This window comes from Actinokineospora bangkokensis, from assembly GCF_001940455.1.
Classification (GTDB): domain Bacteria; phylum Actinomycetota; class Actinomycetes; order Mycobacteriales; family Pseudonocardiaceae; genus Actinokineospora; species Actinokineospora bangkokensis.
On record NZ_MKQR01000011.1, the window covers coordinates 143679 to 161274 of the forward strand.

2 protein-coding genes are annotated in these 17596 nt (G+C 74.1%); both read right to left on the reverse strand.

The genetic code is table 11. The features are described 5' to 3' along the window. Window positions 1-9: 9 nt before the first annotated feature. Window positions 10-16947 (reverse strand): DUF11 domain-containing protein, encoded by a 16938-nt coding sequence (locus BJP25_RS11635; protein ID WP_075974887.1) that lies wholly within the window; start codon window positions 16945-16947, stop codon window positions 10-12. A gap of 322 nt (window positions 16948-17269) precedes the next feature. Then, window positions 17270-17593 carry a hydroxyisourate hydrolase gene (locus tag BJP25_RS11640; protein WP_075974888.1) on the reverse strand — a complete coding sequence of 108 codons (324 nt, stop codon included), beginning with the start codon at window positions 17591-17593 and terminating at the stop codon, window positions 17270-17272. Between the last annotated feature and the right edge of the window lie 3 nt (window positions 17594-17596).

The window sequence follows — 17596 nt, forward strand, 5'->3', positions numbered from 1 at the left end:
ACATCGGCGTCAGGAGCGGCGACGCCCACTCAGGCGAATCAGGGCAGCGCCGACGAGCAGCAGGAGGGCGGCTGCGGAGAGCCACGGGACGACGGCGAAACCCGTGTGGCTCAGCGGCGGCTGAGCAGCCGGTGGGTTCTCCGGCTCAGGAGCCGATGTGCCCGGGTCGGAACCAGGCGCGCCGGACGTCGGCGGAGTTGATGTCGGTTGAGTCGACGACGGCGGTGTTGTCGTGGGCGGGGTTGTCGTCGGCGGCGCGTCCTGGTCCGCGACGGTGACGGTCACAGCGGCCGTGTTGTCGTCCCCCGTGCTGTCGGTGGCCGCACTCAGGGTCGCTTGGTTCGTCAGCGCGCCGGGGGTGTCGAGGCGGGCCTTGAGCGTCAGCGTGGGTGCGGTGCCGGGGGCGACGGGGCCGAGGGTCCACGCACCGGTGGTCGCCGTGAACGTGCCCTGGCTGGGTTCGGCCGACAGGAGGGTCACCCCTGCCGGGATCCGGTCGGTGACAGTCGCGTCGGGGGCCTGCGAGGGTCCCTCGTTGGTGGTGGTGATGGTCCAGGTCAGGGTGTCGCCCACGGTCGGGTTCGGGGTGTCGGCAGTCTTGGCCACGGCCAAGGCGGACCGGCGGGTCACCGCCGGGGTGGCGGTGGCCGCGTTGTCCGCCGGGTTGGTGTCCGGGGTCCCGGAGGCGACGGCGGCGGTGTTGGCGAGGGTGTCGCCTTGCAGGGCCGGGTCGACCGCGGTGATGAGGGTGACCCGGGCGGACCCGGCAGGCGGCAGGTCAGCGAGGGTGCAGCGGACCGTGCTGTCGACAACGGCGCAGGTGCCGCCGGTGGAGGCGGTGAGGCGGGTGCCGGTGGGCAGGGCGTCGGTGACGACCACCCCGCGCGCCAGCGAGGGGCCCGCGTTCGCCACGTCGAGGGTCCAGGTGGTGTCGCGGCCGGGGACCACCGGTCCGTCCGCGGTCTTGGTGATCGACAGCGCGGCTGCCGCGGCGAGCGTCGTCGAGGCCGTTGCGGTGTTGTCCGCGGGGGTGACCTCGGCCGAGGTGGAGACGACCGTCGCCGTGGTGGTCGCCGCTGCCGCCGTCGCGTCCGGGTTCACCACGCCGGTGAACACCAGCGGGGTGGAGCCGCCCGGGGCCAGGTCACCGAGTCGGCACACCACCCTCCCGTCAACGGCTTGGCACCCGCTGGGCAGCGCGCCCAGGGTGACCCCCGCGCTGGCGGCCAGGGTGACCACGGCATCGCGAGCCGTTGACGGGCCGCGGTTGTCCGCGGTCACCTGCCAGGTGATCGTCTCCCCCGGACGGGCCGAGGTGCGGTCGGGGACGTTGGTGATGACCAGGTCCGAGCGCGCCGCGGCGGTGCCCGCCACCGAGGCCGTGTTGTCCGCGGGGTCCGGGTCGGCGGCGTCGGCGGCCACCGTCGCCGTGTTGGAGAGGGTGTCGGGCACGAAGTCCGCGGCGATCCCGACGCGGATGGTCACGGTTGCCGACGCTCCCGGTGCCAGGACGCCCAGGTCGCAGGTCACCAGCTGCCCGGAGGTCGTGCACGTGCCGGTCGTGCTTACCACGGCCAGGACGCGCTGACCCGCGCCGATCACGTCGGTGAGGGTGACCGCCGCCGAGGACGGGCCCGCGTTGGCGGCCACGAGCGTGAACACGGCCTCCCCACCGGGGACGACCGGGTCAGGGGCGAGGGAGTTGGTCACGGAGACGTCGGCGGAGCGGCCGACCGCCGTGGTCGCCTGGGCTGTGTTGTCGGCCTGGTCGGGATCGGTCACCGAGGAGCTGGTCGTCGCGGTGTTGACCAGTTGCGCCCCTGCGAAGCTCGGCGCGATCCGCCCCACCACCGACAGCACCCGACTCGCGCCGGGCTCCAGGGTGCCCAGTGCGCACCGCACGGTCGTCCCGGTCAGGGCGCAGGGCTGGTCGGCCGAGACGAACTCGACGCCGGCGGGCAGCGCGTCGAGCAGCACGACGTCCCGTGCCTGCGACGGGCCGTCGTTGCGGGCGGTGAGCTGCCAGGTGACCTGCTCCCCCGCCGAGGCCGACGCTGGGCCGCCCACCGCCACGGCGATGTCCGCCGCAGTGGCGACGGCCGTGGTCAGGTCGACCACGTCGTTGGCGGGCACCGGGTCGGCGGTGGCGGACTCGACGCCGGCTCGGGCGGTCAAGGCGCCGGTGAGGTCGGCGGGCACCGTGCCGCGCACGACGATCCGCACCACGGCGTCAGGCGGCAGGTCTCCCAGGTCGCAGGCAACTGTGTCGTCGCAGGTCACCCCGGGTGGGGCCACGACCGTGACGTCGCGCAGGCCGTGGGCGAGCAGCAGCCGCGCGCGGGCGGCGGTGGCGGGCCCGGTGTTGCGGACCTCCAGGTTGACTGCGGTTTCACTGCCTGCAACAGGCGGCACCGGGTCGACGACGCCGGTCACCGACAGCTCGGCCCGGACATCGACGGGGGTCGACAGCGCCGCGCTGTTGTCGGCCGGGTTCGGGTCACCGGTGGCGGAGGTCAGCTCGGCGGCGGTGGCCAGGGTGCCGGTGTAAGCCGGGTCCACCGTGCCCCGCAGGACGACCACCACGGTGCTGCCGGGGGCCAGGTCACCGAGTTCGCACACGACGGCGGTCGAGCAGGTGACCCCTGCGGGGGCCACGACCTCGACGTCGCGCAGCCCGGCGGGCACCGGCAACGACACCCGCGCTCCCGTCGCCGTGGACGGGCCCGCGGACCGAATGGTGGCGGTGATCGCCAGCGGGCGGCCCGCCGCTGCGGTGGCCGGGTCGGCGGCGAGCGCAAGGGACAGGTCCGCGGTGGCGCCGACCGGCGAGCTGAGGGTGTCGGTGTTGTCGGCGGGGTCGGGATCGGTGGTCGCCGCTTCCGCAGTGATCGTGGCGGTGAAGGGCCCGGTGAAGGTCGGGGGCACGGTCGCCCGCACCTCGAACACGGCTTCACCGCCTGGGTCGAGTGAACCGATGGTGCAGGAAGCGGTGGTGTTGTCGCCGTTGGTGTCGCAGAGCGCGCCGATCGGCGGCACGACGACCACGCCGATCAAGCCCGGCGGCAGCGTCGCTGTCAGCGTGGTGCCCACTGCCGTGGACGGCCCATCGTTGCGGAGCCGGGCGACCACCGTCACCGGAGACCCGGCGGTCGGCGCACTCGGGGTGATCGCACCGCTCGCCACCAGGTCGGCGCTGGTCGCGACCGGCACGAGGGCGGACACCGCGTTGTCCGTCGGATCGGGGTCGGTGACCGGGGACGAGGCGGCGGCGCTGAACGCGAGCCCGCCCACGGTGGACGGCGCGACGCGACCACGCACGACGATCGTCACCACCCCGTCGGGCGGTACCGCGCCGATCGCGCAGGACACGGTGTTATCGCAGGTGACGCCCGGGGGCGCGACGACCTCCACGTCCGTGGCACCGGCGGGCACCGGGATGTCCAAGCGCACCTGCCTGGCCGTCGACGGGCCGGTGTTGCGGACCGACGCGGTGGCGGTGAACGGCGCGCCCGCGGTGAGCGCCGGGACGTCGAGGGCCACGACGAGATCGGCGGAGGAAGCGAGCGGTGCGATGATGGTGGCGGTGTTGTCCGCCGGATCCGGGTCGTTCGACGGCGACGTGGCGGTCGCGGTGAAGGTCAGCGAGGCGGCGGCCGCGTCGGGTGCCACGGTGCCCCGCACGACGAACACCAGCTCAGCGCCGGGCTGTGTGGTGCCCAACGCGCAGGAGACGCTGTTGTCGCAGGTGACACCAGCCGGAGCCGTTACCTCGACGCCGGTGAACCCGGCCGGGACCGGCACGGTGAGGGTAGCGCCGACCGCAGTGGACGGCCCGGTGTTGCGGACGGTCACCCGCACCTCGGCGGGCGATCCGGCGGTCAGTTGCGCGGGCTCGACCGCGACCGCGGCGGTGAGGTCGGCGGCTACAGCGACCGGCGCGCTGAGGGTGCTCGTGTTGTTGTTCGGCGTCGGATCGGCGGTGGTTGAGGTCGCCGTGGCGGTGAACGCCACAGTGGGCGCGGTGACCTCCGCGGCGAGCGCGGCCCGCACGACGATGCGGAGTTCCGTGCCGGGCGCGAGCAGGCCAGCGGTGCAGGAGATGGTCGAGTCGCAGGTGACGCCCGGGGGCGCTTCGACGACCACGTCCCGCGCGCCTGCCGGGACCGGCAACGTGAAGGAGATGCCCGCTGCGGTGGCCGGACCGGAGTTGCGGATGACGGTGGTGGCGGTGAACGGCGCCCCTGCTGTGAGCGTGCCCGGGTCGACGGTGGTGCTGGTGGACAGGTCGGCGGCGGCGTTGACCCCGGCGAGGACGGCCGCGGTGTTGTTCGCGGTGTCCGGGTCGGGGGTGGTCGCCTGCGCGGCGGCGGTGAACGCCAGCGAGCCGCCGGTGAAGTCCGGTGACACCGTGCCGCGCACCGTGGCGACCACCTCGGCACCGGGGTCGAGGGCGGGCAGGGTGCAGGCCGCGGTGGCGTCGCAGCTACTGCCCGGTGGGCCGGTGACGGCCACTCCCACCACGCCAGCCGGGATCGGCAGGGTGAAGCGGGTGCCGAGCGCGGTGGACGTTCCCCCGTTGCGGATGGTCGCGGTCGCGGTGAACGGCGTCCCCGCGGACAGCGCGGTCGGGTCCACAGCCAGGGTGATCGCGACGTCGGCGGATGCATCGACCTGCGCAGAGGCGGTGGCGGAGTTGTTGTCCGGCAACGGGTCCGCGGTGGGAGATGCGGAGGTAGCGGTGAAGTCGAGCCGATCGCCGGTGAAGTCGGGGGCGACGACGGCCCGCAGGGTGATGACGAGCTCGGCCCCGGGCGCGAGGGTGCCCAGGGTGCAGGACCCGTCAGAGCCGCAGGTGACCCCGGCCGGGCCGGTGTAGGTGAGTTGACCGACGCCAGTGGGCGCGGGCAGCGTCAGAGTGGCGTCTGCGGCGTTCGACGGGCCGGTGTTCCGCACGGTCGCAGTGATCGTCACCGGTGTACCCGCGTTGACGTTGACCGGATCCACCACAGCGGCGACCGTCAGGTCTGCGGACGATCGGACAGTCGCGTTCAGGGTGGTGGCGTTGTCGGCCGTGTCCGGATCTGCGGTGGCGGCCGTCGCGGTGATCGGGAATTGCAGCGAGGTGCCGGTGAAGCCCGCGGACACCACACCGCGCACTGTCACGGTCGCGTTGGTGCCCGGTGCCAGCGGGGGCAGCGTGCAGCGCACTGACGAGTCGCAGGTGGACCCCGGTGGCGCGATGACCTCGATGCCCTCCGCACCCGCCGGGATCGCGACCATGACGGTCAAGCCCGCGGCGGTGGAGGGACCCGCGTTGTCGATGGTCGTGGTCGCGGTGAACGGCGCGCCCGCGACCAGGTCGGTCGAGTTCAGCGCGGCGGTGACCCGCACGTCGGCCTCAGCGCGGACAGCCGCAGTGGTCGTTGCGGTGTCGTTGCCCGCAACGGGGTCGTTCGGGCTCGCTGCGGTGGCGTTCGCGGTCAGCTCGCCGGTGAGGTCGGCGGCGACGGTGCCGCGCACCTCGACCACGACCTCCTGGTTCGGCTGGAGCGTGCCGAGCGTGCAGCGGAACCCGGGGTCGCACACCACTCCGGGCGGGGCGATCACGGTGACTTGGGTGAGCCCGGTCGGGATGGGCAGGTCCAGGGTGCCGCCGGTCGCCGTCGACGGACCCAGGTTCGCCACGGTGGCCCTGATCGTGGCCGAGGACCCCGCGACGAGGTCAGTCGGACCGATCACCACCCCCACGCGCAGGTCGGCGCGGGTCTGGACGGGCACGGTGATCTCGACGGCGTTGTCAGTGGGATCCGGGTCGGGCACCGGGGCGGTGACGGCCGGTCGCAGTGTCAGCGAGCCGGTGAACGCCGGGTCGACGGTACCCCGCACGACCACCACGACCTCGCCCGTCGGCGCGAGGGAGTCAATGGTGCACTCGACGGCCTGGTCGCAGGTGACCCCGGCGGGCGCCTCGATCCGCACGTCCAGCAGCCCAGTAGGCACCGGGACTGACAAGCGGGTGCCTGCGGCCGTGGAAGGCCCGTTGTTGCGGACCGTGACGGTCGTGGCCAGCTCGGTGCCTGCCACGGCGGGGTTCGGCACGGCCTCGGCGGTCACGGCCAGCGCGGCCGATGCCCCGATCCCGGCCACGTCCTCGGCGGTGTTGTCGCCGGGGACCGGGTCCGTGGTGGTGGCCGAGACGGTGGCGGTGGCGCGGAGTTGATCGCTGGCGTCCGGGGCGAGGACACCGCGCAGCACGACGACGAGTTCGCCGTCCGGCAGCAGCGAGTCGACAGTGCAGCGCACCGCGTCGGTGCAGGTGACCCCGACGGGCGCGGTGACGGTCACGTCGCGCACCCCGGCGGGCACCGGCACGTCGACCGCGACCCCGGTGGCTGTGGATGGGCCGCGGTTGACCACGACGGCGGTGATCTCCACCGGTGAGCCCGCCACCGGCGCATCCGGGGCCAGCGTGACCCGCACCCCCAGGTCGGCCACGGGCACGACCGGGCGCGTCGCGCTGGCGGTGTTGTCGGCCGGGTCGGCGTCGGGTGTGCCGGAGGCGACCGTCGCGGTGACGGTGAGGTTGGGCCCGCTGTAGGACGGGTCGAGACGCCCGGTCAGGGTGATCACGACCTCGGCTCCGGGGGCGACGGCACCGATCGTGCAACTGCCGTCCAAGGCGCAGGTCACGCCGGGCGGAGCGGTGAACACCGGGTCGAGCAGGCCAGCGGGCACGGGGATGCCCGCGGTGGTGCCCGCGGCCGTGGAGGGGCCGCTGTTGCGAGCGGTGACCTTGACCGTGACCGGGGTACCCGGCGTGAGCGTCGGCTGCTCGACCTCCACGCCGATCCCCAGTCCGGCGTCCGCGCCAACGGGAGTCGTGACCGTCGTCGAGTTGTTGTCCGGCAGCGGGTCCGGGCTCGTCGCGGTCGTCGAGGCGGTGAAGGCGATGGCTGGACCGGTGTAGTCGGCGGCGACCCGGCCCCGCAGCACCACGACGACCTCCGCGGTCGGGTAGAGGGTGCCGATGGTGCAGGCGATGGTCTGGTCGCAGGTGGTGCCGCCGGGGGCGGTGACCTCGACGCCCTCCACTCCTGCCGGTACCGGGAGCGAGAGCGCGACCCCGGTCGCGGTGGACGGGCCGTCGTTGCGGACCGTCGCGCTGGCGGTGAACGGCGACCCGGCGACCAACTGGCCGGGATCCACCGCCAACCCGACCCGGACGTCCGCGGCCACGACCGCGGGTGTGGTGGGGGAACTGGTGTTGTCGGCGGGATCAGGGTCCGTGACCGGGGACGAGACCGTGCTGGTCACGGCGATCTCGGCCCCGGTGAAGGAGGGGGCGACGGTGCCGCGCACCACCACGTCGAAGGATGCGCCGGGCGCGATGTCCCCGAGGGCGCAGGACACGGTGGTGTCGCACGTGATCCCGGCAGGTGCGGTGACCGCGACGTCGACCACGCCATCGGGGACAGGCAGGGCGAAGGTCGCCCCGGCAGCGGTCGAGGGGCCGTCGTTGCGGATCGTGGTCGTGGCCGCGAACGCGCCACCCGCGACCAAGGGGGTGGGTTCGACCTTCGTCACCGCCGACAGGTCGGCAGACCTGCCCACTGGCGCGGACGCAGAGGCGGAGTTGTTGTCGGGCAGGTCGTCCGGGCTGGTCGCGCTGACCACTGCCGTGGCGGTCAGGGTGCCCGTGAAGCCAGCGGAGACAGTGCCGCGCACCACCAGCACGGCCTCGGCGCCGGGCAGCAACGTCCCGACGTCGCAGGCGGCTGAGGCGTCGCAGGTCACCCCGGGCGGGCCGGTGACGGTCACGCCCTCCACACCGGACGGAACGGGTGCCGACAACCGGACGCCGGTGGCCGTGGACGGACCGTTGTTGGCGACCGTGGCGGTGATCGTGATCGGGGACCCGGCGACCGGGGCGGTCGGGTCGAGCGCGATCGCGGCGCTGACATCGGCCGAGACGCCGGCGGCGGTGGTGTCCGTGGCGGAGTTGTTGGTGGGGTCGGGGTCCGGGGTGGCTGCGCCGATCGACGCGGTGGCCGTCAGGTCGGCGTCGGTGTAGGCGGGCGTGAGCCTGCCGCGCACCACGATCCGCACCTCACCGACCGGCAGGGCGGCGGCGGTGCACGCGGCCGTGGCGTCGCAGGTGAACGACGGCGGGACCTCGACCTGGACGTCCTCGACCCCGGCGGGGATGGGCAGGGTGAACCGCACGTCGGCGGCGTTCGACGGACCGGCGTTGCGCACGGTGGCGGTGAAGGTGACGGGGCCGCCCGCGAGCACCGGGTCCGGGCTCGTCGCGAGCTGCACGCCGAGGTCGGCCGAGGGCCTGACAACGGTGCTGGCGGTGGCGGTGTTGTCGCCGGGGTTCGGGTCCTGGGTGTCGGCGGCGGTGATCACGACCGCGGACACGACCGGCCCGGTGAACCCGGGGTCGATGGTGGCCCGCAGGGTCAGCCGGACCGCACCGCCCGCCCCGGGGGCGAGGTCTCCGATGGTGCAGCGCAAGTCCGCCCCGCAGGTGACCCCGGTGGGCCCGGTGAGGGTCGCCCCCGTGGTGCCGGTCGGTGCTGTGGCGGTGACGACGACACCGCGCGCGGTCGACGGCCCGCGGTTGAGCGCGACCACCGTCCAGGACGCGGGCAGGCCCGGGGTGACGCTCGCGGCGTCCGGGATGATCTCCACCGCCACGCCCGCCACCGGGGTGACCTCGCTGGTGGCGCTGTCGGAGCGGCCATCGGGCTGCTGCGCGGGGTCCGGCTCCGCGACCGGGGAGTTGAGGGTGACCGTGCTGGTCAGGGTTGTGGCGGTGGAGTCCGCGGCGAGCACGCCGGAGACGCGGACGGTGGCGGTGGCGCCGCTGCCGAGGGTCGCCAGGGAGCAGCGGACGCGGCGGTCCTCGACGGTGCAACTGCCCTGCGTGGTCTGCGCGGACACCTCACCGACACCCTCGGGCAGGTCTTGGACCAGCTCGGCCGGTGCGTCGGAGGGCCCGAAGTCGCGCACCACCGTCTCCCACGTGACCCGGGTGCCCGGGACGACCGTGGCGGGACCGGTCAGGTCGGCGAACAAGTCCGCGAGCCTGCCCACCCCGGTCGTCGTGGTCGCGGTGTTGTCGGCGGCGTCCGGGTCAGCGGTAGCCGACTGCACCGAGGCGGTGGACACCAGCGAGTCGCCGAGGAACGACGGGCTCAGCCCGACCGGCACCCGGACCGCGGGCGCGGCGCCCGGGGCGACGTCACCCAGTTCGCACACGACCGTGCGCCCGACGACCCGGCAGGTGCCCTGGTCGGCCGTGATGTCCCCGAGCACCTCGGTGCCAGTGGGCAGCGGCAGCGACACGACCACCTGCCGGGCGGTCGACGGGCCGGTGTTGGTCGCGGTGGCGGTGTGCAGGGCCGTGCGGCCCGGCACCGCCGGGTCGGGGTCGACCACCAGGGCCACGGCCACGGCGGCGGACGTCGTGACCTCGACCCGGGAGACGACGGAGTTGTCCCGGCCGTCCGGGTCCGGGGCCGCCGAGGCCGCGGAGGCGCGGGCGTCGAGGGCGGAGCCCGCGAAGTCGGGGCGGACGGTGCCGCTGATGCGCAGCACGACGCTCGCGCCGGGGGCGATGTCCCCGAGGTCGCAGACCGTGGGCGAGGTGCAGCCGGGGTTGTCGGCGGTGAGGTCGACGAGGCCGTCCGGCAGCGCGCCGGTGAGCTGGACCGCCCTGGCGGTGGAGGGGCCGTCGTTGGCGACGGTGATCGTGTACGCGACGCCTTGGCCCGCGGTGACGGTGGCGGGCGAGTCGACGGTGAGCGAGAGGTCGGCGGACTCGGTGGCCGAGGCGGTGACGGACCCGCTGTTGTCGACGGGGTCCAGTTCGGTGGTCGGGCTGGTCGCGGACGCGGTGTTGGTGATCGGGTCGGTGACCCCGTCCGCGATGACGCCGGTGACGGTCACCTCGACCGGTGCGGCGCCTGCGGCGACGGTGCCCAGCTCGCAGCGCACGGTCGCGCCGGTCACCGCGCAGGTGCCGCGCGGGGTGGAGGCCGCGATCGCGCCGATCGTGGTGGGGATGGTGTCGGTGAGCACGACGGACTGCGCGTCGGACGGGCCCGCGTTGGACACGTCGACGACGAAGGTCACCGGGGCGCCTGCGATCGGCGGTCCGGAGGTGATGGCCTTGGACACCTGGAGGTTGGCCGCTGGGGCGACGGTGGCGGTGGTGTCCGCGGTGTTGTTGCCCGGGTTGGGGTCGAAGGTGGGTGAGGTGGCGGTGGCCGAGCTGATCACGTTCGGCGCGGTCGTGCTCGCGGCCAGCACGGCGGTGGTGGTGACGACGGCCGAGGCGCTGGGCGCGAGGTCGCCCAGCTGGCAGGTGACGGTGCGGCCGTTCACCCCGCAGGTACCCGCCGGGGTGGTGGCGGTGACCTCGCTGAGGCCCTCGGGCAGTTCCTGGGTCAGGACTGCGGCGGACGCGATGGACAGGCCGCCGTTGACCGTGGTCGCCGTCCACGTCAGCCGCCTGCCGGGGACAGCGGTCGCCGGGCCCGAGAGGGTGGTCGCCAGATCGGCGGAGCGGGTCGCGGGCGTCGTGGCGGAGTCGGTGTTGTCGGTGGTCACCGGGTCCGCGGTCTGGGCCGTGACCTCGGCACCGACCGTCAGGTCGCCCGCGTAGCCGGGTTCGACGGTGCCGGTGAGGGTGATCTCCACCGTCTCCCCCGCCGGGATGCCGCCGAGGGCGCAGGTGGCGGTGGCGACGGTGGTGGAGCAGGTGCCGCCGGGCCAGGTGGCCCGGGCACCCGCCAGGTAAGCGGGGATCGCCAGGGTCACCTGCACGCCGCCGGCGTCGGACGGACCGCCGTCACGAACGCGCACGGTCCAGCTGGCGGGACCGCCCGAGGTGACCGGGGGCGGGGCGATGACGTCGACGGACAGGTCGGCCGAAGGCTGGACGGCCGTGGAGCTGGTGGCCGTGTTGTTCACCGTCGTCGGGTCGGACGTGCCCGCGGCCACCGAGCCGGTGAGGACCAGCCGCGTGTCGCCGAAGCCCGCGGCGAGCAGGCCGCTGACGGCCACCGCTGCCGACGCGCCGGGTGCCAGGTCACCGACCACGCACCGCACCCGCTGCCCGGTGATCACGCACCCGGGCGTGGGTCGCGGGGTCGTCCCGGCGGGCAGGTCGGCGGTGACGACGACCTCCCGGGACAGCGACGGCCCGCCGTTGGTGGCGGTGAACGTCCAGGTCACCGGCGCGCCGGGCACCACGAGGTCGGGCGCGGCCACGACGTCGAGCCGCAGGTCGGCGCTGCTGGTGGTGTCGGAGACGGCCGAGGAGGTGTTGTCGGACAGGTCGGGGTCGGTGGAGTCGGTGGTGACCGTCGCGGTGTTGGTGACGCTGGTGCCCGCGTAGTCGTCGGCGAGCACGCCGGTGACCGTGACGATCGCCGAGCCGCCCGCCGGGATGGTGCCGACCGCGCAGCGCACCCGGTCGGGCGCGACGGTGCAGGTGCCGAGGCTGCCCTGGGCGGACTGCCAGCGCAGGCCGGCGGGGGCCGGGTCGTCGACGACCACCCCGTAGGCCGAGGACGGCCCGTCGTTGCCCACCACGACCTGCCAGGTCGCGCTGCCGCCCGCGACCGGGGCGCCCGAGGTGAGCAGGGTCTGGGCCGAGACGTCGGCGGTGGCGCCGACCTGGCCCGAGGCGGTGGCGGTGTTGTCGGAGCCGTCGGGGTCGGCCACGGAGGCCGAGGCGGTGACCGTCGCGGCGAACGTCGAGCCCGCGGGCAGCCCGGAGGCGGGGACGAACACCACGTCGGCGGTCACGGTCGCGCCCGCGGCCACGACCGGCCAGGTGCACCGCGCGCTGCCACCCTCGAACACGCACGTCCCGTCCGCGCTGGGCGTGGCAAAGGCGTAGGTGCTGTCGGCGGGCGCGGGGATGGTGAGGATGACGTCGCGGGCCTGCGACGGGCCATCGTTGACCGCGCCGAGCCGGAAGGTCGTGGGGGTGCCCGCGACGACGGGGCCGGAGACGATCACGGCGGTGGCGCGCAGGTCGGCGTTGGCGGTGACGCCTTGGCTGGCGGTGGCGGTGTTGTTGTCGGCGTTGGGGTCGCTGGTGCTGGTGGTGACGACGGCCGAGGCGCCGAAGGTGGGGCCGTCGTAGTCCGGCGGCAGTTGCAGCACGATGGTCAGCGTGACGATCTCGCCCCGGTCGAGGTCTCCGAGCGTGCACGTCAGCTGGCCGTCGGCGGGGATGCAGGCGGGCGGGGCCTCCAGCACGAGGACACCGGGCGGCAGCGACTCGACGACCACCACGTCGCGCGCGACGGAGGTGCCGTTGTTGGTGATCGTGATCGTGTGCTGGCTCGGGCCGCCCGCCACGGCGGTGCCGGTCGAGAAGTGGGCCTCCGCCGCCACGTCCGCCTCTGTGGTCACCGTGGAGCGGACGGTGGTGGGCGGCTCGGGTGTCGGGTCCGGTGTGGACGAGCCGACGGCCGCCGAGGTGATCAGCTCGGTGCCCGCGGGGGTGTCGGCGGGCACCGACGCGGTCAGCACCACCGAGACCGCGCGCCCGGGTTCGAGCGTGCCGAAGTCGCACTGCACGCCCTTGCCGCTCGGGGTCGGGGTGCACGTACCCAGTTGCGTCTCCACACCACCGGGCAGCAGGGTCAGGCCGTCGGGCAGGGTGGCGGAGAACCGGGCGGCCGAGGCCGAGGACGGGCCCACGTTGGTGGCGGTGAAGGTCAGCACGACCGCCGCGCCCGCGCGCACCGGTTCCGGGGTGGCGGTGCCCGTCAGCCGCAGGTCCGCGCTCTGCACGACCGCGGTGCTGGTGGTGGTGACCACCTCGCCGCCCGGTGTCGGGGTGGCGGAGGTGACCCGCGCGGTGTTCTCCACCGTGCCCGAGGCGGTCGGGGAGACCACCACGACCAGGGTGACCTCGTCGCTGGCCCCGGCGGGCAGGCGCGCGATGGTGCAGCGCAGGTCCCGCCCGTTGGTGACGGTGCACGAGGCCAGCGACCCGGCCGCGGAGATGATCGCGAGGGTGTCCGGGACGACGTCGGTGATCACGACGTCGACGGCGTCGGACGGCCCGTTGTTGGTCGTCTTCACGCGGTAGGTGGCCCGCGCACCCGCCACGAGCGGGGAGGTGTCGACACTGGACTCCGCGACGATGCCCGCTCGGGCGGTGACGGACGTGGTGCGGGTGGCCGAGTTGTTGGAGGTGTCCGGGTCGGGGGTGGACGAGCCCAGGGTGAGCGAGAACGAGCGCGGCCCCGGTGGGCTGGCGGAGGAGATCCGCCCGGTGGCGTCGATCCGCACCGACTGGCCGCTGGCGAGCGTGCCGACCGGGCAGGACACCCGGCCGCCCGAGACCGCGCACGCGGTGCCGCCGACGGACGCGGCCAGGTCCAGCACCCCGTCCGGCAGGTCGGCGGTGACGACGACGTCCCGGGCGTCGGACGGCCCCGCGTTGTCCACCGTCACCGAGCGGGTGAACCGCTCACCCGCGACGAACGGCCCGGGGTCGTCGACACCGGTGATCCGCGCGTCGGCGATGGCCCGGACGGCGGTGGTGACGCTGGTGGTGTTGTTGGCGGCGCTGGGGTCCGGGGTGGGCGAGGTGACCGAGGTCGAACTGGTAGCGGGGGTGCTCGCGCGACCGGACGGCACTCGCACCTCGATGGAGACGCGCGCGGTGGCGCCGCCGGCGAGGTCGCCCAGGGTGCAGCGCACTTCGCCGCCGAACACCGCGCACGAGCCCGCGGAGGTGGTGACGGTCCCTGCGACGAGGCCGTCCGCGAGGGTTTCGACCAGGGAGGCGCCCAGGGCGGTCGACGGGCCGTTGTTGGTGACGGCGATGTCGTAGGTGACCGCCCGGCCCGCGACGACCTCGGCGGCGCTGGCGGTCTTGGTCACGCTCAGGTCCGCCTGGGCGGTGACGTTCGCGACGTGGGTGGCGGTGTTGTCGGCCGGGACGGGGTCGGTGCTGGCCGAGGTCGCCGTGGCGGTCGTGGTGAACCCGCCGCTGGGCACCGTGCCGGGGGTGTTCGCCCGGATGGTCACCGTGGTGCTCGCTCCGGGCGCGAGGGTGCCCAGGGAGCAGGACACCGTCTGCCCGAGGGTGCAGCTGCCCTGGCCGGTCACGACCGAGGTCGGGGTCAGGCCTGCGGGGAAGACGTCGGACAGGGTGGTGCCGTCCGCGGTCGACGGTCCCCGGTTCGTGACGACGAGCGTGTACACCAGCGGCTGCCCGGCGATGACGGTGCCCGGCTCGGCCGTGGTGGTGACGTTGAGGTCGCTGACCCTGGTGCTGGAGACCGACACGGACGCGGTGTCGTTGGTGGTGTCGTCCTGGCGGGTGGACGTGGTGGCGTTGACCGTCTCGACGAGGGCCCCCGCGGGCCGGTCCTGGGCCAGCTCCACGCGCAGCGCCACCACCGTCGAGCTGCCCGCCGGGATGGTGCCGAGCGGGCAGCTCACGGCGTCGGCGGTGACCGCGCACGTGCCGGTGGTGGGCGCGGCGGACACGACCCGGACCCCGACGACGGCGGGGAGAGCGGCGACGACGTCCCGCGCGTCCGAGGGGCCGGGGTTGCTGATCGTGACGGTGAAGTTGGTGCGGTTGCCCGCCGCAGGGGCCTGGTCGGCCGCGGTGATGGCCGCCCGGAGGTCTGCGAGCGGGGACGCCGGGGCGCTCGCGGTGGCGGTGTTGTCGGCGGGGTTTCCCTCGGGTGTGCTCGACACGGTCGAGGACGTCGCAGCGAGGGTGGCGCCCGTGTAGGAGGACGCGACGGCGAGCACGATGGTCGTGGTGAAGGACGCGCCGGGGGCGAGCGAGCCCACCTCGCAGCTGACCGTGCCCGACGCCCCGGTGCACCCGGTGGCGGAGACGAGGGTCGTCCCCGCGGGCAGCGTGGTGCTCAGGGCGACGTCTCGGGCCAGCGAGGGGCCAGCGTTGGTCACCGTGGCCGTCATCGTCGCCTGCCCGCCCGGCACGACCGGGCTGGTGGTGAAGGCGCTGCTGACCTTGAGGTCCGAAGTCCGGGTGACGGTGGTCGACGCCGTCGCGGTGTTGTTCGCGGCGACGTCGTCGGCGGTGCTCGCGGCGACCCGCACGGAGTTGGTGACCACCCCGTCGCCGGAGTCGGCGCCGATCCTGGCCACGATCGGCACGGACACTGTGGCGCCGTTCGGCACGGACCCGAGCTGACAGGTGACGACCTGCCCGGAGGGTGTGCAGGTGACCCCGGCGGGGGTGGTGGCCGACTCGAAGGACAGGCCCGCGGGCAGGGTGTCGGTGAGCGTGACGCCCGTGGCGGCGTTCGGCCCCTGGTTGACCGCCGAGATGGTGTAGGTCAGCGTCTGGCCCGCGTTCTGCGAGGGCGTGGAGGCCGTCTTGGTGGCGGCGAGGTCGGCCAGGGCGCGCACCGGGGTGGTGACGTCGTTGCCGGTGAAGGTGAACGTGCGGTTGATCGTCCTGGCGCGGTAGTCGAGCGCGGGGGTGTTGGTGATCGTGGTCCCGGACGCGGCCCGGGTGACGGTCGCGCGGAAGCGGGCGGCGATCGAGGCGCTGGGGGCCACGGTGCCGCCCGCTGTCGCCGTCGCCCCGGACCCGACGCGGAACCGGACGGTCCTGTCCGCGGCCGTGTAGTCGCTGCTGTCATCGCCCGCGGCATCGGTCTTCGGCCCGGTGGAACCGCCGGAGTCGGTGTCGACGACCAGGCTGCCCGGCACGTAGTCCACCCCGGCGGGCAGGGCGTCGCGGATGGTCGAGCTGTCGGCGAAGTCGCTGCCGGAGTTGGTGAAGGCGAGCCGGTATTCCAGCACGTCGCCGGGTTGGGCCGGGTCGTTGCCGTTGAGGTTGACCACGGTCTTGCTGACCGAGTTGAACTGCGGGGTGAACAGGTCGATCTGGCTGGTGACGATGCCCGGGTAGTAGGCGTCGCCGGTGGAGGTGAGGTTGATCGTGGTGGCCGTGCTGCCGTTGGGGAGCACGTTGACGGTGCCGATCCGCCCCACGTCGACGCCGAAGTTGTTCAGCTGGTTGGGCGTCCGCCCGGCCTGGTCGACCCCGCCGTCGCTGACCCGCGAGTCGAAGAAGTTCGCCGCGGGCCGGGTGGCGTCGGACAACGTCGTGCTGCCCAGCTTGAGCGCGTCGCCGGTGGTGCCCAGGTCGCCTTCCCAGGCCACGACGCCGACCGAGGCGTTGACCTGCCCGACCGGTGGGGTGAGGAACCCGGCGACCGGGAGGTCGACGTTGCTGTTGCTCGCCGAACTGGTGCTGACGTCGGCGAACCCCTCGAACACCCGCAAGCTGCGGGTGGGCAGCGCCGCGTTGCGGTAGGCCACGACCAGCGACCAGCCCGCATACCGGTCCACACCCGTCGCGGCCCCGATGTCGGCCACGGCGTACACGCCGTTGCCCGCCGCCTTGACCTGGGCGGTCACGTCGACCGCAGCCTGGTAGGGCCCGCCGTCGGCGCCCGCCAGGGCGCTGGGCTGGATGAGGGTCTGCGCGTCCAACGTGGTGTAGGCGCCGCCGGGCGCGCGGAACTTGGCCGTGCCGACCGGTTTCGTCGGCGCCACGCCGTTGGACCCGGCGACCGTCCGCCCACCCCACACCAACCGCGCGTAGAGCACCGTCGACCCGCTGGGCATCGCCAACGTCGCCGTCGACGAGTTCGACGTGGAGCTGTCCCCGTCGACGTCGACGAACACCATGTTGTAGGCGTTGTTGTTGTTCGCCGCCCCAGCCGCCGACCCGGTCCGCGCCGCGGCGCACCCCGACGCCGTGGACGGGCAGTCCATCGACGTGGACCCGATCAACGCGATCGCCCCGTTGTCCTCCGCCCCGAACACCACGTCGAAGCTGTCCCGGACCGACGCCTCCGCCACCCGAGCCCCCAGCACCGGCGCCAGGACGGCCACCAGCGCCACGACCACGCCGATGACAAGCGACCGTCTCCCGGCCCCACCACGCCTCGTCCTCATGACGGCGCCCTCCACCCCAGTCAGATGAGCCTCAGCTTAAGAAAGCCCACCGACAAAACGCCCTCTGTGGACACCGATCGGGATTGCGCTACGCCCGATAAGGCGACGCCCACAGCAAAGCGTCATCGCACCGGCCGAGCCCTCACCCGGCTGGGGTTTCGGGGAGAGGAAATGCGGGCCGCGCGCAGCAGCTCAGTACACAGTGTGGAGTGAGGGGTCGAAGCAGTGCGGCTGGGAGCTGCCACCGGTCCCTGGACGATCCTGATGGGCAAGATCAGGTCGTGCGAACCACGACCAGCGACGACGGGGTGACGCTGATCGCCAGGCAGACCGGCTCTGCGGCGGTGGCGAGGCGGAAGGAGATGTCGGTGCGGGACTGGAAGACCGACATGCCCAAGGCCGCGAAGTAGCCGTCGAGGTCGAGGGTGAGCCGCAGTCGGCACGGGCCCCCGACGTCGAACCGCACCCGACCTGCCTCATCGGTCTTGGCGGTGTCCTGCGCGGTCCACCGGGCCTCGGTGCGGTGGGCGAGCGTGATCAGCACACCTTCGGCGGGCCTGCCGAAGGTCGCGTCGGTTACTGCCACGAAGACTGCCACGGT